Origin of the sequence: Nostoc paludosum FACHB-159, assembly GCF_014698835.1 — a bacterium.
Taxonomy (GTDB): domain Bacteria; phylum Cyanobacteriota; class Cyanobacteriia; order Cyanobacteriales; family Nostocaceae; genus Nostoc; species Nostoc paludosum.
Genome location: NZ_JACJTU010000019.1, coordinates 84,820 through 105,124 on the forward strand (window position 1 = coordinate 84,820; position 20,305 = coordinate 105,124).

Annotated in this window: 14 protein-coding genes; 10 read left to right on the forward strand and 4 right to left on the reverse strand. The window is 41.7% G+C overall.

Annotated features, from left to right (window positions below):
• Nucleotides 1-30 precede the first annotated feature (30 nt).
• Nucleotides 31-5,070 carry a WD40 domain-containing protein gene (locus H6H03_RS20015; protein ID WP_190956839.1) on the forward strand — a complete coding sequence of 1,680 codons (5,040 nt, stop codon included), beginning with the start codon at nt 31-33 and terminating at the stop codon, nt 5,068-5,070.
• Nucleotides 5,071-5,120: 50 nt separating this feature from the next.
• Here H6H03_RS20015 and H6H03_RS20020 read toward each other — a convergent pair whose 3' ends face one another.
• Entirely contained in the window at nt 5,121-5,468 is a 348-nt protein-coding gene (locus H6H03_RS20020) for a hypothetical protein (protein WP_190956840.1), read from the reverse strand.
• A gap of 442 nt (nt 5,469-5,910) precedes the next feature.
• Between H6H03_RS20020 and psbO the strand changes: the two genes are divergently transcribed.
• The 9 genes from psbO (at nt 5,911) to H6H03_RS20065 (ending at nt 14,691) form a co-directional block, all read left to right on the forward strand.
• Nucleotides 5,911-6,744, forward strand: a complete 834-nt coding sequence (gene psbO / locus H6H03_RS20025; protein ID WP_190956841.1) for a photosystem II manganese-stabilizing polypeptide — start codon at nt 5,911-5,913, stop codon at nt 6,742-6,744.
• A gap of 717 nt (nt 6,745-7,461) precedes the next feature.
• Nucleotides 7,462-8,238 carry an RNA polymerase sigma factor SigF gene (locus H6H03_RS20030; RefSeq protein ID WP_190956842.1) on the forward strand — a complete coding sequence of 259 codons (777 nt, stop codon included), beginning with the start codon at nt 7,462-7,464 and terminating at the stop codon, nt 8,236-8,238.
• Between the two features lie 165 nt (nt 8,239-8,403).
• Nucleotides 8,404-9,270 carry a hypothetical protein gene (locus H6H03_RS20035; protein ID WP_190956843.1) on the forward strand — a complete coding sequence of 289 codons (867 nt, stop codon included), beginning with the start codon at nt 8,404-8,406 and terminating at the stop codon, nt 9,268-9,270.
• Between the two features lie 3 nt (nt 9,271-9,273).
• On the forward strand, nt 9,274-9,525 hold the full coding sequence (locus H6H03_RS20040; RefSeq protein ID WP_190956844.1) for a hypothetical protein: 252 nt from the start codon (nt 9,274-9,276) through the stop codon (nt 9,523-9,525).
• Nucleotides 9,526-9,910: 385 nt separating this feature from the next.
• Nucleotides 9,911-11,194: a serine hydroxymethyltransferase gene (gene glyA, locus H6H03_RS20045; protein ID WP_190956845.1), complete on the forward strand. Its 1,284-nt coding sequence runs from the start codon at nt 9,911-9,913 to the stop codon at nt 11,192-11,194.
• A 143-nt stretch (nt 11,195-11,337) separates the two neighbouring features.
• Nucleotides 11,338-12,588 (forward strand): competence/damage-inducible protein A, encoded by a 1,251-nt coding sequence (locus H6H03_RS20050; protein ID WP_190956896.1) that lies wholly within the window; start codon nt 11,338-11,340, stop codon nt 12,586-12,588.
• A gap of 111 nt (nt 12,589-12,699) precedes the next feature.
• Nucleotides 12,700-13,314 carry a hypothetical protein gene (locus tag H6H03_RS20055; RefSeq protein ID WP_190956846.1) on the forward strand — a complete coding sequence of 205 codons (615 nt, stop codon included), beginning with the start codon at nt 12,700-12,702 and terminating at the stop codon, nt 13,312-13,314.
• Between the two features lie 20 nt (nt 13,315-13,334).
• A complete protein-coding gene (locus H6H03_RS20060; protein ID WP_190956847.1) occupies nt 13,335-13,571 on the forward strand; it encodes a type II toxin-antitoxin system HicB family antitoxin in 237 nt (78 codons plus the stop codon).
• Between the two features lie 325 nt (nt 13,572-13,896).
• A complete protein-coding gene (locus H6H03_RS20065; RefSeq protein WP_190956848.1) occupies nt 13,897-14,691 on the forward strand; it encodes an LmeA family phospholipid-binding protein in 795 nt (264 codons plus the stop codon).
• Nucleotides 14,692-15,225: 534 nt separating this feature from the next.
• On the opposite strand, the gene H6H03_RS20070 is transcribed toward H6H03_RS20065, so the two are convergent.
• From H6H03_RS20070 to H6H03_RS20080, 3 genes are all read right to left on the reverse strand, one after another.
• Nucleotides 15,226-16,614, reverse strand: a complete 1,389-nt coding sequence (locus H6H03_RS20070; RefSeq protein ID WP_190956849.1) for a UDP-glucose dehydrogenase family protein — start codon at nt 16,612-16,614, stop codon at nt 15,226-15,228.
• Nucleotides 16,615-16,762: 148 nt separating this feature from the next.
• Nucleotides 16,763-17,713: a UDP-glucuronic acid decarboxylase family protein gene (locus H6H03_RS20075; RefSeq protein WP_190956850.1), complete on the reverse strand. Its 951-nt coding sequence runs from the start codon at nt 17,711-17,713 to the stop codon at nt 16,763-16,765.
• A gap of 346 nt (nt 17,714-18,059) precedes the next feature.
• Complete coding sequence (locus H6H03_RS20080; RefSeq protein ID WP_190956851.1) at nt 18,060-20,201, reverse strand: cation:proton antiporter domain-containing protein; 2,142 nt, start codon at nt 20,199-20,201, stop codon at nt 18,060-18,062.
• Nucleotides 20,202-20,305: the final 104 nt, after the last annotated feature.

The window sequence follows — 20,305 nt, forward strand, 5'->3', positions numbered from 1 at the left end:
ATGCCCTGTTTGGCCAATGTCCCATACCCAATGACCAAAGAAAATCAACATACTTTGCAAAGACTGATTAGAGCGATCGCCCTTTCTGAAGGTCAATTTGCTCTGATTTTAGTACGGTGTAATTACGGGCAACTACGGGAGCAAATGTTAGCAAACATCCGCTCCATCACTCAAGACATCAATATAAAAGAAATCGTTCTTAATCCATCAACTACTTCGTTACACAACACAATAGTTTCAGAACTATTTCTAGATAATCCTGTTGTTGTCACAGACTCTTTGCCATCAGCTGTAATGATTTTCGGTATTGAGTCGATAATCGACTTGGAAAACTTACTTACAGGTATCAACCAAGCACGAGATCTTTATGCCGCAACTTTTCCATTTCCAGTGGTATTGTGGCTACAAGATGAAGTAGCATCATTGCTTTCGAGATTAGCTCCTGATTTCAAAAGCTGGGCTGCAACTACTATTAAATTTGAAATGGCAAAAGCAGATTTAATTGCTTTGATTAATCAAGAAGCAGAATCTTTATTTGCCAAAGTTTTAGAAGCAGGTGCCGAAACTTTTTTATCTAATGCTTCTCTAGATTTAGATCCTAAATCTCAACATCGCCACGAAATAGAATCAGCACGTAACGATTTGCTCCGCTTGTATGGCATTAACTTAACGCCAGGATTAGAAGCAAGTTTAGAGTTTGTTTTAGGGCGAGATAAATATGCTAACGATCAAATGAATGCTGCTTTAGCTAATTATCAAAGAAGCTTAGCATTGTGGCAGAAAGAAGCAAGAAGAGTAGCGGAATTGGAAAGTGGGAACGTGGGGAAAATCAGCGAACAATTACTTTTATCTCCTTCATCCTCCTCATCTCACACCTTACGAGAAGGTAAAAATACATCTCCCTCATCTTTAGTTAAACAAGCAATAGTACTATTCCATCTGGGGCTATGTTATCGGCGCATGGCAGACTTAAACCACAGTGCTAATAGTAGCTACTGCCAACATGCTCTTTTATGGTTTAAACAATGCCTGGAAATATTAGACCAAGTAGAAAGAGAAGATTTAGTTGCTAAATTTATTTCACCTGTTTGTGAAATGCTGCAACGTTTACAAGCTTGGAATGAATTAAAAGAATTAGCTCAAAAGTCATTAGGTCTACAGAAAACTTACGGAACCCCATTACAAATTGCTCAAAGTTATGGTTTTTTGGCAAATGTAGCGGCTTCTGAATCAAATTGGGTATTGGCTCATGAGCTAGCGAATACAGCACTTTCTATCTGTGAAGCAGCAACAGAAGTTTCCCAAAAACAAGAAAGTTGGTATCTTCTCTTACTAGCACGTACACAGCGGCATTTAGGTGAGTGGGAAGAAGCAATCAATAACTTGGAATGGGCGAAGGTAGTTTGTGAACTCCAACATCAGCCGTCACTTTACTTAGAGATTTTAGAGGAATTGCGATCGCTTTATTTTTTTGAACGTCACGACTACACAGAAGCCTTCAAGCTCAAACGAGAAAAAATTCAAATAGAACATCAGTATGGCTTTCGTGCCTTTATTGGTGCAAGTCAATTGCAGCCACAACGTTCTAAAATTAATCCAGTATTAGAAGCTGAAAAAATACCGTTTATTCCTGAGGAAGTTGCTCAAGAAATATCTGCTTCTGGACGACAGCAAGATGTCAATCGCTTAATTGAAAGAATTGCTCGCGCTGACTATAAACTGACAGTAATTTATGGGCAATCAGGTGTAGGAAAAAGTTCAATTCTCAAAGCTGGTTTAGTACCAGCGCTCAAGGGAAAAGCTATCGGCGAACGCATTCCTGTACCTATTGTTTTGTCTGTTTATACTGACTGGGTTACAGTTTTGCTAAGCAGTGTCAACCAAGCTCTAGCACACACAGAAATATCAGTTAATCTCGACCATACAACTACTGTACTGCTTGAAAATATTCGATTAGCAACTGAGCGTAATCATACAATAATTCTGATATTTGACCAGTTTGAAGAGTTTTTCTTTGTGAGTAATCCTAGTACGCAAAGAATAGAATTTTACAAATTTTTTAGCGAATGTTTAAATATTCCTTATGTAAAAATTATTCTTTCATTACGAGAAGATTATTTACATTATTTATTAGAATTTGAACGTTTAAGTCAGAAAAACATTACTGAAGTATATGATTTAAGAGTAATAAATCAAAATATTCTTGATAAAGATATTCGTTACTATTTAGGAAAATTTTCTAGCCAAGATGCTAAGGCAATAATTTACAGTTTGACTCAACGTTCGCATTATGAACTGAGTGATGAATTAATCAATCGATTAGTAGAAGATTTGACAGGAGAATTCGACGAAGTACATCCAATTGAATTACAAATAGTCGGCGCTCAATTGGAAATAGAAAACATTACCACACTCGGACAATATAAACTTTGCGGTGGGTGGACAAAATTAGTGGAACGCTGGCTGGGGGAAGTTATCAAAGACTGCGGTCAGGAAAACGAAAAGTTAACTTGGAAATTATTATTTGAGTTAACTGATGAAAAAGGCACGCGGCCATTAAAAACCAAAGCGGATTTAGTTGCTGCATTAGCTAATAATCACGATCTCGAAATGAGATTATCAGGTTTTAACAAAGTTTGCGAACTGATTTTAGAAATATTAGTAGGTTCGGGGTTGGTGTTGCGAGCCAGAGAAGAATTAGGCGATCGCTACCAGCTAGTTCACGATTATTTAGTTGAACCAATTCGCCAAAAGAACAATTATGGTATCGCAGCCGAATTAGAAAAAATTAAACTAGAAAAAAAGAAAGCAGAAGTAGCTCAAAAACTTAGTCAACAGCAACTCACTTTGATTTTGCAAAGGCGATTAAGAGAAGCACGTATAGCAGGCGTAGTGCTGTCAATCATGGGGGGAACAATAGCAGCATTATGGTGGCAAGCTGATTTACAGAAAAGAGCAGCAATTAGCCAAACTTTACGAGCTGAACGTAGTGAAACCAACTTAAAAATTAGTGCGATCGCTGCTGCTAGCGAAGCTTTATTTGCCTCTAATAAGGAATTTGATGCCTTATTAGAAAGTTTACGGGCTTGGAAACGACTTCAAAAGGCAGAGTTTGTGCAGCCAGACACCCGAATGCGGGTAGTTACAGCCCTACAACAAGCAGTTTATGGAGTAACGGAAGTTAACAGGTTAGAAGGGCACACCGATATTGTCTGGGGAGTAGCTTTCAGCCCAGATGGTCAGTTACTGGCATCAGGAAGTCGAGATCGGACAGTGAAACTTTGGCGTCCTAACGGAAAGTTACTCCAGACTCTCAAAGGGCATAATGATGCGATAACCGCCGTCAGTTTCAGCCCTGATGGTAAAACCCTAGCCTCCGCCAGTCTTGATAAAACAGTGCAAATCTGGCGTCAAAACCCCATTACAGAAGAATTTTATCCCCAGCCATATAAAACCTTAAAAGCTCATGGAGATTGGGTTTATAGCGTTAATTTCAGTCCTGATGGCGAGTTATTAGCTACCGCCAGTAAAGATGCAACCATAAAACTTTGGCACAAAGACGGTAGTTTAGTAAGAATACTCAGGGGACATCACGGCTGGGTTAATTGGGTAAGCTTTAGTCCTGATGGGCAATTCATTGTCTCAGGAAGTGACGACAAAACAGTAAAAATCTGGCGAAGGAATGGCAAGTTGGTTACAACTTTGCAGGGACATCAGCAGGGTGTAACGGTGGTTGCTTTCAGCCCTGACGGGAAACTGTTGGCGTCCGCAGGCCGAGACAAAACAGTAAGACTTTGGCAAAAAGAGGAAAACACCAGTACCGGCAGTTTTAAATTTCTTCCTTACAAAACTTTACAGCAGCATAGCAACACAGTGTGGAGTTTAAGCTTTAGTTTCGATGGTAAAAAATTAGCTTCTGGAAGTGAAGACAATACCATAAACCTCTGGAGTATTAATGGGAGCTTACTCAAAACCTTTAAAGGACACAATGATGCTGTTGCTAGCGTAGCTTTCAGTCCCAATAATAAATTGCTCGCTTCGGGAAGTTTTGACAAAAACATAAAACTGTGGAGTTTAGATGCGCCAAGACCGTCCATTCTCCAAGGCCATGAGAATCGAGTTTTGAGCGTTGCTTGGAGTCCCAATGGCCAGATGCTAGCTTCTGGTAGTAGCGATCGCACCGTCAAACTTTGGCAAAGAGACACCAGTAGTGGTGAACTCAGAACCCGACTCTACAAAACCTTGGTAGGGCACACAGATAAAGTTCCCAGCGTTAGTTTTGACCCCAAAGGTAAAATGCTAGCTTCAGGAAGTTATGACAAAACTGTAAGACTTTGGCGGCTTGACGGTACTTCAATCGTGACTCTCCAGGGACATACCGATAGTGTGATGAGCGTGAATTTCAGCCCAGATGGCGAGTTTTTGGCATCAGCTAGCAAAGATAAAACGATAAAGCTTTGGAATCGTCAAGGCAGGTTACTCAAAACATTAGTGGGGCATCATGGCTGGGTGAATAGCGTTAATTTCAGCCCTGATAGCCAGGTTTTAGCTTCTGCCAGTGATGACCAAACAGTAAAACTCTGGCGGCGAGATGGTACTTTACTCAAAACTTTTTCGCCCCATGACAGTTGGGTATTGAGTGTCAGCTTTAGTCCCACTGACGAATTGCTAGCTTCTGCCAGTTGGGACAACACTGTAAGACTTTGGCAACGGGATGGTACATTGCTAAAAACCTTGTTGAAGGGCTACAGCGATAGCGTCAATGCCGTCACTTTCAGTCCCAATGGAAAATTACTCGCCGCCGCTGGTTGGGACGGTACAGTGAAACTCTGGAGCCGTGAAGGCAAATTAATTAAAAGTCTCAATGGGCATCAGGCTCCAGTATTAAGTGTCAGCTTTAGCCCAGATGGTCAAACATTGGCATCAGCTAGTGATGACAACACGATAATTCTCTGGAATTTAAATCTTGATGACTTAGTTGTTCGTGGTTGCCAGTGGGTGGATGATTACCTCAAACATAATCGCAATCTCGAACAGCGCGATCGCCATCTTTGTGATGGCATACTCTAGGCATAGGGCATTGGTTTTTTACAAATGGCCAATGACTAATGATTGGTGAATTAACCAAAGGAGCGATCGCTCTCCAAAAGCTCAGGGCTATTTTCTTGGGGGTCTTCTTGGGGCAAATTCGCTAAAAAAGCTTGTAATTTCATTCGCTCAATATAAGGCCAGCCTCCCTCAGATTCAATATCTTTCAGCAGTGAGTAGAGTTGGCGACGGTTGACAGGCAAACTCTGTTGAAAAACTCCATCTCGGATTTCTCGGTGTAACTGCTCTAATTTTCGCAGCAAAGACAAAAGAGCTACAGTGTCACCTTGACAGCTATCAACTGTATCATTTACTACAGTTGCGATCGCTTCGAGTTTGGAAAGCAAATTTTCTGACTCAATAGTTTTGTTGTTGTTCATCCCACCCTTTCCGTGTAAATGAGGCCAACTCAAATTTACCGGAGATTTTTAATTTTCCCTAGTTTGCCAGTATTAATTCATTCACGTCACTTTACCGAACCAGGCCAACCGTCTGTACAATTTTTCAGAAATTTTTTTCAACTCTCCACGTCCCCACCCTCTCAATCACGCCTGACTATAACTAGATTTGTATCTTTATGAAAAGCTATTGCGATCGCCTGTAAAACAGCGTAGTACCGTTTAGCACAGCCTTCGCGTGAGCTAGAGGGGATCAGAAGATTCTTGCTTGAGACTAGAGTACTTTGATTTTGAGTTAAAAAAAATCGTATGATCTGGCTGATTTACCCATCAAACAATAGGCGTATGTAGTGGCGTCACATACATAACACAGTTCGATGCAGTTTTACAACTTAGATATTAATTTTTGAGATTGAGGTTGACCATGAGGTATCGCGCTTTAATTGTCGCATTCTTGGCTTTATGCCTGGGGCTAATAACTGCTTGTAGTGATGCTCCTACTGCTAGTAGTGGTAGGGATGTACTCACTTACGAACAAATTCGAGGCACTGGCTTAGCTAACAAATGCCCTCAACTATCAGAAACAAGCCGTGGTTCTATTCCCCTTGATTCTAGCCAGTCCTATGCCATCAAAGAACTTTGCTTGGAACCAACTAGTTTCTTCGTCAAAGAAGAACCTGCTAATAAACGGCAAGAAGCAGAATTTGTTGCTGGCAAATTGTTGACTAGATACACATCCACTATCGACCAGGTACAAGGCGATCTGAAATTCAACTCAGATAATAGCCTGACTTTTGCAGAAACTGATGGTCTTGACTTCCAAGCCATTACCGTGCAACTCCCTGGTGGTGAGCGAGTACCTTTCCTCTTCACCATCAAAAACTTGGTTGCTAAAACCCAACCCAAATTGACCAGCATTAATACCTCCACTGACTTTGAAGGTACTTTCAAAGTTCCTTCCTATCGTGGTGCCGCTTTCCTAGATCCCAAAGGTCGTGGTGTCGTTAGCGGCTATGATAACGCCGTGGCTCTACCTGCTCAAGCGGATGATGAAGAACTCACCCGCACTAACGTCAAGCGTGCAGAAATCCTCAACGGCAAGATTTCTCTGCAAGTAGCTAAGGTAGATAACAGCAGCGGTGAAATTGCTGGTACTTTCGAGAGCGAACAACCATCTGATACTGATTTAGGTGCTGGCGAACCTAAAGAAGTTAAGATTCGCGGTATATTCTACGGTCGGGTTGAATCCAAATCATAGCCAAATCCTTTTGAGTTACGTAACTGATTGGCATTCAGAACCACCATTCTGTCGGCATCAGCTTTCATTACAAGAGTTACCCCTTACCCCCTTTTATTTTGGGGGTAAGTAGGTTTTTGCGAAATGGCTATAAATTAACTACAACAAGGGGCAGTTTGCCCTTTTTTTATTATTTGCGTAAAAATACATACTATTTTTTAACTTTGTATTTAGGAATTTTTGAATACTAATAAATTTATTTAATTTTATATGTAATTTTACTGGAAATTTAATTGTCACTCATCTAATCCAATTTTAACTTTCATACTTTTGTTTATACAACTTAATTTCAGCATTAATTAATGAAATTAAGTACAATCTCGGTTTGATATTTAGTAACTAATTATATATTTTATTTCTATGTAGTTCTCAAATCCAAACTACAGATAATACCCAAATTAATTGAAGAATAAATCAGTAGTCAGAATTCAGGAGTGCTTTTGGCTCAACTCTGTATTCCTGAATTGTTTCTCGATAAAAAACTCAATTCTGTGGATTTCGCCCACTTAAATATCGCTCAATTGCCAAGTAAACTATGGAAAACTAAAGAAAAATTTTATTATTTTTCCTAAATTTACTAGAGCATAAAACACCAGATTTTCTTTTAAATTGTGTGCGATCGCAGCTGAATTTAAGCGCGAGTTATTAATTCTTTATTTGCTCAATAAACCCGGTGCCATGCCTACCACAGTCACCAATGAACTAAAACATGAAATTTGGCAGTTGTTACGAGAATATCAGCAATCTCGCTCCGAACATGTTCGTAATCAACTGGTAAAACTCAATTTTGGACTTGTGAGAAAAGAAGCTCACTACTGGACAAATCAATGTCATGAAACCTATGATGATTTGCTCCAAGTTGGATGTTTGGGTTTAATTAGAGCTATTGAAAGATTTGAACTTTCCAAGGGACACGCCTTTAGTTCCTATGCTCTTCCCTATATTCGAGGGGAAATTCAACACTATCTGCGAGATAAAGGCGTCACCGTGCGAATTCCTCGGAGATGGTTGGCACTGCAACAGCAAGCAATAGGAGTTTCACGTTCTTGGCGTGAAACACATAATCGCCAACCAACAGATTCGGAATTAGCAGCAGCACTGAAAATTTCTCCCACTGAATGGCAAGAAATTAAATTAGCATGGGTGAATCGCGCTCCCTTGAGTTTAGATGTGCCAATTCAGGATGGAGAAGAAGGTTCTACTTGTTTGGGAGAATTAGTTCCAGATCCTCACTACCGCAGCTTTCAGTTAGCACAAGAAGACCAACTTCGCTTACAACAAGCATTGGTTCAGCTAGAAAAGCGTACCCGCGATGTCTTGGAATGCGTGTTTTTGCAAGATTTGACCCAAAAACAAGTAGCAGAACATCTGGGCATCAGTGTAGTAACTGTTTCCCGCAGAGTTAAGAAAGGACTGGATCTGATGAAACAGCTTATGGGTGTAGCAGATGATTAACTGCAAACAAACTGAACCCGCAGTTATGCTGGGTTGATTGTGCGAAAAATAACCCTTGAAAATCAAAAAATTAGGTTATAACGGGAACAGACTTTGCCTTGAAGAGAAAATTCAGGCATGTTAATTTCGACTTTTCAATTCTCCAATGGCTTTTGAGAAAGACTCATGGGCAGAAATTTAACAATTACAATTGCAGCTATTTTAAGTTTGGCGATCGCTGGATGTGCTTCTGAAGAAACACCACAAGCCATAGAGCCGACACCAATTCCGAAAATAGCAAAAAAGTCGCCACCAGCGGCTCAATCCTTCAAAAATCCAGTTATACCTGCCAAACAGGTTTCACAAGTTTCTCCTGCTAGTCTGAGCTTAATTCAATCTACTAATCCTACAGAACGGGCACGAGTAGTTTTGGTATCAAAAAATCGCACTGACCCCTTTGCCGAAATTTTTGGACAGACCGTTGCTGGAGTGCCGAAAACCACAGGAAGACCTGTTCCTGTATTGCCTAAGCTACCTACTGCATCAACTCCAGGGCGAAAACTGCCAACAGGTATCGTAGCTTCAAATCAAAAGAAAAATAACATTGCTGCTGTACCAAAAAAAGCCAATGTTACTTTGACTTCAGTTTTGCCTAGAGTTTTGCCTCAAGTTGTGCCCAACCCAACTTTAGTATCTGTGTTGCCACCAGCACCACAACCCGACTTAGCAAGGGCAGTAGTTGTCACTGGTGTAGTTCTGATTACTAAGGAACCCCAAGCAATTATCAAGGTACCCGATGAACCCACAAGTCGCTATGTGCAGGCGGGACAGCGATTAGCCAATGGGGTGCTGATTAAGCGCATTGAAATGAATGGAGGTTCCAACCCGATTGTGATTTTGGAACAAAATGGCATCGAAGTTGCCAAAATGGTAGGGGAAGGGCCTGTCAACTCAACGCCATCAGCTTCAACGCCATCAGCGGCATCTGCTACTGGCAATTCTATTTTAGGGACAATGGCCCCCGAAAATGCAGTTAATGTGGGAGCTTCATAAAAGATGGAGACTAAGGAAAAAATTGAATTCCCTGGTTTGCCTTTAGCAGTTTATCGAGAAATCGCAGCGCATTTACGACAAGTGGAAGGGGTAGAAGTAGATTTAATTCCCCAGTCATCTCAACAGTTTGATTACAATCAAAGCCAAATTGGTGGCTTAGCACTTTCGTTGACAGCAAACTCTACTTTAGAAAGTCGGCAACGAGTTAACCAGATTTTGGCTTACTATCAAAATCGGTATATGAATCCTATTTGATTTGTGAAAATAGCAAGCCTCTGACTCCTGACTTCTTATAGAAGTCGGGAGTCTTGTTATTTGATTTAAGATTGCTATGGTGTATGGCGAGTTAAGGAGCTAACGATGGCCTATTGGCAGTTTTTTAGCTTAAGCACTCCGCTTTCTCTGGCTTTTTGGACGCATAAGAGCGATCGCAAAAAACTTGAATAACGCAGGGTCAAAAAGCAACGTTATGATTGTTAATGCATTAATCGAGCTTGAGTCTAACTTTAATTCAATTAATCGCCTCCTAGAGCAGTCAAAAACCATTGAACTACTTTGAGCTATGGACACTTGACTGTTATTTAGGTGCTGATAGAACCACGCATCAGCCGTTGTACAAATTTCCATAAGGATAATTGAAGTGACTAAGACTAATTCAGATTTTCTCACCTCCAGCGATCCGGCGATCGCGGAGTTAATCAACGACGAACTACAGCGTCAGCAAGACCATTTGGAGTTGATTGCTAGTGAAAACTTTACTTCGCCTGCGGTATTGGCGGCTCAAGGTTCAGTACTGACAAATAAATACGCCGAGGGGCTACCTGGTAAACGCTACTATGGCGGTTGCGAGTTTATCGACAAAATCGAACAACTGGCCATCGACCGGGCTAAACAACTGTTTGGTGCTGCTCATGCCAATGTCCAACCCCATTCTGGCGCACAGGCTAATTTTGCTGTGTTTCTGACTCTGCTGGAACCAGGGGACAAAATTATGGGGATGGATTTGTCTCATGGCGGACATCTCACCCACGGTTCCCCTGTAAATGTCTCAGGTAAGTGGTTCCAAGTTAGCCACTACGGTGTCAGCCAACAAACAGAACAACTTGACTATGACCAAATTCGGGAGCTGGCGCTAAGGGAGCGTCCTAAGCTGCTGATTTGTGGTTATTCTGCTTATCCTCGTATAATTGATTTTGAAAAATTCCGTAGTATTGCTGATGAAGTTGGCGCTTACTTACTTGCGGATATTGCCCATATAGCTGGTTTAGTTGCCAGTGGTCTTCATCCCGACCCAATTCCTCATTGTCATGTGGTAACAACAACTACCCATAAAACTCTACGCGGCCCTAGAGGTGGTTTAATTTTGACAGGGGATGCAGAACTGGGTAAAAAATTAGATAAATCCGTTTTTCCTGGCAACCAGGGTGGGCCATTGGAACATGTGATTGCTGGTAAGGCAGTAGCTTTTGGAGAAGCCCTCAAGCCAGAGTTTAAAACATATTCTGCCCAAGTGATTGAAAATGCTCGTGCCTTGGCACGACAATTACAAAACCGTGGCTTAAAGTTAGTGTCTGATGGCACTGACAATCATTTAATGCTCGTGGATTTACGTTCCATTGGCATGACTGGTAAGCAAGCAGATCAGTTAGTCAGCGGTGTCAATATTACTGCTAACAAAAATACTGTTCCCTTCGATCCGCAGTCACCATTTGTGACTAGCGGTCTGAGGTTAGGTTCCCCAGCAATGACAACGCGCGGCTTAGGAGTAGTAGAATTTACCGAGATTGCAAATATTATCGCCGATCGCCTGCTTTCTCCAAATTCCGAAGAAGTCGCTCAAGATTGTAAACGAAGGGTGGCCGCATTGTGCGATCGCTTCCCCTTATACCCTCACCTGGAAATTCCTGTAGCAGCACTAGTTTAAGGTATGGGGCATTGGGCATTGGGCATTGGGCATTGGCTGTGCTTAGTTAGGAGTTATTATTCTCCCCTGTGCCCCCTGCCTCCCCTGCTCCCCCATCTCCTCATCTCCCCCACTCCCCACTTCCCTACTCCCTTCCCAATTCAATGAGTGCAGAAATTATTTGTGTTGGTACAGAATTGCTACTAGGAGATATCCTCAATGGCAATGCTCAATTTTTGGCGCAACAATTAGCCCAGTTAGGTATTCCCCATTACTATCAAACCGTGGTTGGTGATAATCCAGAACGGTTGAAGCAAGTTATAGAAATTGCTATTTCCAGGGCGCAAATTCTCATTTTCACTGGTGGTCTTGGCCCCACCCCGGACGATCTCACTTGTGAAACCATTGCCGATTTTTTTCAAGCCCCCTTGGTAGAACACCCAGAAATCATCGAAGACATAACCCAGAAATTTGCCCAACGGGGTCGGGTGATGTCACCAAGTAACCGCAAGCAGGCTTTAATTCCCCAAGGTGCGGAAATTCTACCCAACCCCACTGGAACTGCACCCGGTATCATTTGGCAACCCCGTCCGGAAATCACGATTTTTACCTTTCCTGGCGTTCCGAGCGAAATGCACCCAATGTGGAAAGAAACAGCCGTTCCTTTTCTCAAAAGTCAAGGTTGGGGTAAGGAAATTATTTACAGCCGCAGTTTAAAGTTTTGGGGTATTGGCGAATCTGCTTTGGCGGAAAAGGTTGCTTCTTATTTAAAATTGCCAAACCCCACCGTAGCCCCTTATGCAGGCAAAGGGGAAGTCAGGTTGCGAGTTTCTGCAAAAGCAAATTCAGAAACAGCAGCAGAAGCTTTGATTGCACCTGTTGAAAAACAAATTAAAGAAATCGCTGGGCTGGATTTTTACGGTATCAATGATGATACCCCTGCTTCCGTTGTCGGTGAGTTGTTGCGTGCGTCGCGAGAAACGCTTTCGGTGGCAGAATCTTGCACTGGTGGTGGACTAGGGCAAATGTTAACAGAGATTTCTGGAAGTTCTGATTACTTTTGGGGTGGAGTCATTTCTTATGACAATTCAGTGAAGGTTAGGCTGCTTGGAGTTAACCAGGAAGATTTAGATAAATTTGGTGCGGTAAGTGCTACTGTTGCAGAACAAATGGCAATTGGAGTCAAAACCCGGCTTTCTACAACTTGGGGGTTGAGTATCACTGGTATTGCTGGGCCTACTGGGGGGACAGATACTAAACCAGTGGGTTTGGTTTATGTCGGTTTAGCTGGGCCAAAGGATGAAGTGGCAAGTTTTGAATATCATTTCGGTGCTGCACGAGGACGTTCTTTAATTCGCCATGTGAGTGCAAATGCAGCATTGGATAATTTGCGCCGGAGGTTATTGACGAGGTAGTAGATAATTTCTATTCATCATTTCTTTGCCTTCATTGTTGGGTGTAACTTGCGGCTCCAGGTTGCTACTTCGGCAAAGCCTAAACGATGCAAAATAGTTTAATCATATAATATGAGCAAAATTCCCATTCTCCAACCAAATCAGTCATATACTTTCAGAAGCTATTTTGAGATGTCATTCGAGCCAGAAGACATACTGGCTGAATTTGGTTATTCTTTAAAACGTTCTTCACTGAATCTACAAAAGTCCAACATTGAATTAGATAGACTTACAAATCTCAAATCTAGAATTGAGGAGAGTTTGCCATATATTAGTTTGACTAGTGAAGCAGCCCGCAGGGAGTTACTAATCGCACCAATTTTACTTGATGTTATTCACTACACCCGCGCTCAACTTAGAATTGAATATCCTTTAATTGTTACAGAACAATTAAAGGGTTCCCTGGACTATTATTTGCACGCAGAGCGTAAACTCTTAGTTGTAGAAGCCAAAAATGCTGATTTGGCGAGAGGTTTTACTCAGCTTGCTGTAGAATTGATTGCTATTGATGCGTGGACTGACTCTCAAGAGGCAAATTTACAGGGCGCTGTTTCTACAGGGGATATTTGGCAATTTGGGTTATTGAATCGAGAAGATAAACAAATAACTCAAGACCTAAATTTATATCGTGTCCCTGCTGATATAGAAGAGTTGCTGCGTATTTTAGTGGCGATACTAGGTTGCTGAGAAGATGGCAACTTTGAAGGATGAAGAATGAAAAACTATCAAACTATCATATCAATATTTCCTACAGTGAAAAAGAGCAGGGTTATATTGCTGATATTCCTGATTTGAAATACTGTTCAGTATTTGATTTAACAGAAGAAGAAGCAATTAGTGAAATTTTGCAAGCAAAAGCAGCATGGTTAGATGCAGCTAAAATCGAAGGTAAACCAATTGTTGAACCGAGATATCGTCCTGCAATTTACCAGATAGTTTTATGATTAGTGTATGTGGTGCGATCGCACTTTTTAATGAAGTTGCGATCGCATCGCCTTTGGTAATAAATTTCAACAGCAATATTTAGCTTATTTGATTCGAGCTAAATCAGGTTTTAGCTTTATCATACTTAGTAGTGGTGAGAATCTTACCGATAACTTAGTTAAATTATTCCCAATCACTAGGTAAAAAGTAATATCTGATACATTTGTGTTCTAATCATCAGCCATCCTACGCTTACCTATCAGCACAATCAATCATGGGATCGCTTGCTCTATTGTTCACAATTTGTTACAAAAGTACAAAGAACTTCTAGAGACTAAAAACCACATGTTCGGCGGACTTACTGGTCTACAAAATCCTAAGGGCACAGATTGGGGAGAGCAGATGCTCAACACGGTCGCTAGCCAAACGATTCGCCACTTGTTTACCCAAAGCGAGTCAGTAGAAGTCTTTGTGCGCTGCTATCCCTCCAGCAAACTGTTGCAAGGCAGCATTGATAGCTTCAAAATGAGCGGTCGTGGCTTGGTAATCCGCAGGGATTTTGCGGTGGAGGAGATGTCATTTGAAACTGATGCGGTGGCTATTGACTTTGGCTCGGTTTTAAGCGGCAAACTTACTCTCAAGCAACCTACTCAAGCAGTCGCTCAAGTAATTTTATCAGAAGCGGGCATCAACCAAGCCTTCAATGCCGAATTAGTGAAAAAGCGCCTGCTTAACCTATCTGTACCATCGTTGACGGCATTATCTGGCGGTGAACCAGTTTCCTTTACGGAAGTCAGGGTACAGCTATTGCCTGGAAATCAGTTGCAGCTTGAAGCCAAAGCAGATTTAAATAATGGCGAACTTGTGCCTTTAAGTATGGTCGTAACTATAGGGATTGAAAGGCGGCGGCGAGTTTCCTTTAAAGATCCGAAAATTGAGCTTGACCAAGTACCAGAAGCACAGCGGGAAATTTCCAAAACCTTGAGCGTGGCACTGGTGGAAATTTTAGATAATATGGTTGATTTGGATCGATTTGACCTTGATGGAGTAAAGATGCGACTCAACCGATTAGAAACTGAAGGTCAAAAATTAATTTTCAGTGGCTATGCTGAGATTGAGCGGATTCCACGTAACACTTAATTTCATCATTTAGATCCAAAAGTCCAAAATTCATATAGCAGAATTGAGAATTCAGAATTAAAAAAGACTAGGCCGAGGGCCTAGCTCTAATATTAAGTTCGCTTAATTACTTATAATTCAAAATTCTCCGCATCATCTCATTTCACCAGAATCCTGATGTATGGCAGGCAACAGTCTTACAAGTCTCTTAGTGTCGGGGTTTTACCCTCGGTTTATGTCCTACCTAGCTGGCAACTACTATATATGGACATATAGACTTCGCGTAAGGAACATTGCCGTGCCCCTACCAAGGTATTTGTCTCATAATTAAAGTGAACTAGTGGCACACCCTCAGCCCACTTTGTAGTAAATGCTTTTAATCCAAAATTGATATGAGATAAAACTCAAAGTAAATCTTGTTGGATGTAAAAAATAATAGGGTCATAACAATGTTATGACCCTACTTAATAAAAAAAGCTAGAAATTTGAAATTCAATCTTGTGAACTCAGAATTCTGAATTTTGCATTCTGAATTCTGGCTCCTAACAAAATCATCTATCTGCCAACGCCTACATATTGGAATCCAGCCCGCACCATTGCTTCAGGGTCGAGGAAGTTGCGACCATCAATGATTACGGGGTGAGCCATCAATTTTGCCATCTTCAGGTAATCGAGAGTGCTAAACTGTTTCCATTCGGTGACGAGTACCAAAGCATCGCAACCGTCAGCTAGTCTTTCAGCATCGGTTTCTACTAACACACCAGAAAGACCATGACGCATACCTGTTTGGGAAACAATGGGGTCGTAGGCTTTGACTTTAGCTCCCAGTCGGTTGAGTTGTTCAATTAAGTTGAGCGCTGGAGCATCACGCATATCATCGGTATCAGGCTTAAAGGTGAGACCGAGTAGCCCAACAGTCTTACCTTTGAGGATTTTCAGGACTTGTTGCAGTTTTTCTAGAGCAATTAGACGTTGGCGTTCGTTGACGTTGACTGCGGCTTTGAGCAATTCAGCTTCATAGCCATAGTCGTCAGCAGTGTGAATGAGGGCGGAGACATCTTTCGGGAAGCAAGAACCACCCCAACCAATGCCAGCTTGTAAAAATTTGTTACCAATACGGGAGTCTAGACCAATTCCTTTGGCTACTTGGGTAACATCAGCACCAACGCGATCGCAAATGTTAGCAACTTCATTGATAAAACTAATCTTAGTGGCCAAAAAGGCATTAGCGGCATATTTGATCATTTCCGCCGAACTGAGGTCTGTTGCCAGAATTGGTACTGGTGGTAAAGATGGATCGGCTGCGTACTTGCGTTCTACAATTGGGGCATACAGTTGTTGCATTAAAGCTACTGCCCTTTGACTGTTGCCTCCTAGTACAATGCGATCGGGGTTGAAGGTGTCGTAAACTGCTGAACCTTCGCGCAAAAATTCTGGATTGCTGACTACATCAAACTCGGCTACAAACTCAGGTAATTTCTCTTCAGATACGCCACCTGCGGCTACCAAACTTTTCTGGCGTTCAGCGATACCATCTAGAACAATCATCCGCACCCAGTCACCTGAACCAATGGGTACTGTTGATTTATTCACAATTACTTTATAACCATTGTTGAGGTTTGCCCCAATACCACGGGCTACGGCTTCAACGTAACGAGTATCACTCTCACCAGTTGGTAAAGGTGGTGTTCCTACGGCAATAAACAGAATTTCTCCGTGGGCAACTCCCGCAGCTAGGTCACTTGTGAAATGAATTTTTTCTGTTTGAATGGCAGACTGCATGATTTCTGAGAGTCCCGGTTCAAAAATCGGAGACTGTCCAGATTTCATTAATTTGACTTTTTCTTCGTTGTTGTCTACGCAAATGACATCATGCCCAATATGAGCTAAGCAAGCACCTGTAACTAAACCGACGTAACCAGTACCAATTACGCAAACACGCATTTTCAACTCCTCGCTTGATTGAGCGTTAGTTTAAAAAAAGAAATAGTCAATATGACACTTATACACCGAGAGGAAACACAGCCACTAAAGTACCGGCTACCAAATAAGATGAGCTTGCACGAAAGTTGAGAGCAGGGCTAAGCACTGCTCAAGAGGCTGAATTTTTGGCATCGCTGTTCATGCGATCGCGGAAATCTTCTATTGTTAGTTTTAACCCCTCTTGCAAAGGAATGGTAGGTTCCCAATTTAACCAAGTTTTGGCCTTTGTAATATCGGGTTGGCGACGCCGGGGATCGTCCGAAGGTAGTGGCTCGAATCTAATCTGTGCATCTGGGTTAATCATGTTTTGCACAGCTTGTGCCAATTGTAAAATTGTATACTCACCAGGATTACCCAGATTCACTGGCCCGATGTAATCGCCATTCATTAGGCGAATAAATCCATCTACCAAATCGGAAACGTAGCAGAAACTCCGGGTTTGCGAACCATCTCCGTAAACCGTCAAAGGATTACCCCGCAAGGCTTGAACTATGAAGTTACTCACTACCCGACCATCATTTTCTAACATTCTCGGCCCATATGTATTGAAGATCCGAGCAACTCGAATATCAACTTTATTTTGCCTGTAATAATCAAATGCCAGAGTTTCAGCGATTCTTTTGCCTTCGTCGTAGCACGAACGTATACCAATGGGATTAACGCTACCCCTGTACTCTTCAGTTTGGGGATGAACTTCTGGGTCACCGTATACTTCGCTAGTTGAAGCCAAGAAAAACCTAGCTTTCACGCGCTTGGCCAGCCCCAACATATTCAGTGTTCCCATCACGTTAGTTTTAACGGTTTTGACTGGGTTGTATTGATAATGTACGGGAGAAGCAGGACAAGCTAAATGATAGATTTGATCCACTTCTAATCGAATTGGTTCGGTAATATCGTGGCGGATTAATTCAAAGTACGGATGACCTAACCATTTAAGAATGTTACGTTTATGACCTGTGTAAAAATTATCCAAGCATATTATTTCATGCCCTTCGTTCATTAGTCGGTCGATGAGATGGGAACCAATAAACCCAGCACCGCCCGTCACCAAAATTCTCATAGTTTCCCAGTTACTTACAAATATTTTCAGTAGCTATCGCACTTATCTTTTAGGTTACCCAGCTTGGGCACAAAAATACAGAACTAAAAATGAACAACACTTAATCCAAAACTGTTTAAGGTTGTAGTTTTGTTATGTTTTTACCTGCTTTGTTAACAATTTAACTAGCAAAATAACAAACATTGTCTAAAGATTGTCAGTCTTTTACCTAAAGTTCATCAAATCTTCAACAATATAAAGTGTTTTTACTGTAAACATTAGAGGTAATTCATTTGTTGTCAATATTTTTTTTAATACGATGCCTCCCGCAGGCTAGGCTAACGCAGCCCAAATCTATCGAACTATATCATACAGCAGATGTGATGTTATTAGCTGTATTACAAATAACTATATTTGTTTGAGTGCGTTGTGGTTCTCCAAGCATGACAATGGAACAGGTGAGTTGTCTGGCTAACTCTGTGGTGACATCGCTAATGGCTAACCCACCGGGACTAGTGCGATTGCGTATAAAAGGTAAAACAACTAAATCGTATAACCGTGCTGCTTGCAAAATTGCTTGAGCTACATTTTCATGAGCGATAATTTGAATTTCTGGGGTATTGGGCAGAGCTAATTTAGATACTAAGAGTGAGAGGTGCGATCGCCTCCAAGCAATTTTACTAGAACTAGTGCGGCGATCGCACACATTCAGCACAGTAATGTGACTTTGATTTGCTTGTGCCAACATTTGGGCAAATTGTACGGGCTGCAATATCGGTGCTGTTAAATTTTCTATTGGCACTAGGATACGCTGAATTTTTTTTGGTGATTCCACTAAACGTGTTACTGCTACAGGACAATGTGCTGCCCAAAGCACGCCATCAACAACATTTCCAAATAATAATGCTCGCAACCCAGTACGTTTACCCCAACCCATAACAATTAAACTAGCTTTTTGTTCGCGGGCAGCTCTGCTAATTCCTTGAGCAAAAGCATCATCAATTCGTAGCACTGGTTCTGCGGCTACACCTAATACTCGACTTTGGGCGGTGGCTTTTGTTAATAAGCGCTCACTGCGTTCTAGAGTAGCTTCTAACTGGGGTGCATCCATGTGAGCAGCAGCATTGGCGATCGCTAGCGGTACAATTTTACCCTTTGACTGACGCGCTAATAACGCTGCCATCTCAATCAAATACTGCTGCGTCTGAGGATTATAGACAGGTACGACTATATTCAAAGCACCGTCTGTTTCTGGTGCATCGCCATCGGGTAGATTTGTTGGTGGTGGATCTACGGCTGCTGGCGAGGAGGTCAAACCAACGGCTATTCGACTGGTGATAAAGGGCCCCAAGGTTGAGGTCACGACCATTAAAATAATAATGCTGTGTAATATTTCTGATGAAAGTAATCCAGCCCGATGTCCTACTAAAGTTGCGGCTAAAGTTGTACCAACCTGGGGAATTGATAACGACCACATTGTCAGTATTTCTTGCCAGTTATAGCGGTAAACTAGTTTTGTCAACAAAGCTGCGATCAATTTACTGGCAATCAAACAGACTATAATTAACAGCGTTAACTTGATGGCGTTCAGGTTATTTAGATAGGTAGGTAAATCGATTAATAAACCAAGGTCAACAAAGAAAATCGGAATGAATAATACACTGCCAATAAATACCACCTTTTCTTTGACTGGGCCTTCACCTACAGCTTCATTTACTGCCAAACCCACTAAAAAAGCACCAACAATTTTGTCTACTTCAATTAATTGAGCGCCCACAGCAGCAAGAAACACAGAAAGCAACACAAACAAAAATTTGTTTCCTTCATCGTCTCCTGAACGGCGAAAAAACTCTTTACCTGCCCAGTCAAATCCTGCAACAACGGCAACAGAATAAATCGTTAACCAACCCGACAAAGTGAGTAGTTGAGCTAAGCTAAATACCTGATTACGACCCACAGCTACACAAACACCCAATATTAGTATTGCACCAATATCTGTAAAAATAGTGGCTCCAATAGTGACAGTAACCGCTTCATTATTTACTACTCCCAAACGAGTGATTATGGGATATGCCAAAAGGGTGTAGGAAGCGAATAAAGAGCCTATTAAAATTGCAGTAGTCCAGCTATAGCCTAAAATCAGACCTACTAAGGTTCCCATAAGTAGCGGCACACTGAAAGTCAAGCTAGCAAATCCAAAGGCGCGACTTTTCCTTTTGCGGAACTTTTCTAGATCGACTTCTAGCCCTGCGACAAATAGCAAGTATATTAACCCAATATCTGATAGTAGGTTAATCATCGGTGAGTTGGATTGAAATAGATGCCAGCCCGAAGGGCCAAGTACTAGTCCAGAGAAAACCAAACCCACTAATCCTGGTAATCTTAGTCGCTCAAACATAATAGGTATAACTAAGATGACCACGAGCAAAATAGCAAAGGAAACAATTGGTTCCTTGCTAAGAACTTGGGAAGTTGGTTCCAGAGCAAGAACTTGTGATATGAGTTCCATAGGTAGGAATTGATGAGGCTATGGTAAAACTGCGATCGCCTTGAAGACGAGCGCTCGATTGATATAAATGGATGTAGGAGCCGCCTGACGAAAAATCAAAAATC

Bases quoted from the DNA above. Each gene is read 5' to 3' on its own strand.
- H6H03_RS20015 (WP_190956839.1), top strand. From the start codon at position 31: ATGACCAAAGAAAATCAACATACTTTGCAAAGACTGATTAGAGCGATC.
- H6H03_RS20020 (WP_190956840.1), bottom strand. From the start codon at position 5,468: ATGAACAACAACAAAACTATTGAGTCAGAAAATTTGCTTTCCAAACTC.
- psbO (WP_190956841.1), top strand. From the start codon at position 5,911: ATGAGGTATCGCGCTTTAATTGTCGCATTCTTGGCTTTATGCCTGGGG.
- H6H03_RS20030 (WP_190956842.1), top strand. From the start codon at position 7,462: ATGCCTACCACAGTCACCAATGAACTAAAACATGAAATTTGGCAGTTG.
- H6H03_RS20035 (WP_190956843.1), top strand. From the start codon at position 8,404: ATGGGCAGAAATTTAACAATTACAATTGCAGCTATTTTAAGTTTGGCG.
- H6H03_RS20040 (WP_190956844.1), top strand. From the start codon at position 9,274: ATGGAGACTAAGGAAAAAATTGAATTCCCTGGTTTGCCTTTAGCAGTT.
- H6H03_RS20050 (WP_190956896.1), top strand. From the start codon at position 11,338: ATGAGTGCAGAAATTATTTGTGTTGGTACAGAATTGCTACTAGGAGAT.
- H6H03_RS20055 (WP_190956846.1), top strand. From the start codon at position 12,700: ATGAGCAAAATTCCCATTCTCCAACCAAATCAGTCATATACTTTCAGA.
- H6H03_RS20060 (WP_190956847.1), top strand. From the start codon at position 13,335: ATGAAGAATGAAAAACTATCAAACTATCATATCAATATTTCCTACAGT.
- H6H03_RS20065 (WP_190956848.1), top strand. From the start codon at position 13,897: ATGTTCGGCGGACTTACTGGTCTACAAAATCCTAAGGGCACAGATTGG.
- H6H03_RS20070 (WP_190956849.1), bottom strand. From the start codon at position 16,614: ATGCGTGTTTGCGTAATTGGTACTGGTTACGTCGGTTTAGTTACAGGT.
- H6H03_RS20075 (WP_190956850.1), bottom strand. From the start codon at position 17,713: ATGAGAATTTTGGTGACGGGCGGTGCTGGGTTTATTGGTTCCCATCTC.
- H6H03_RS20080 (WP_190956851.1), bottom strand. From the start codon at position 20,201: ATGGAACTCATATCACAAGTTCTTGCTCTGGAACCAACTTCCCAAGTT.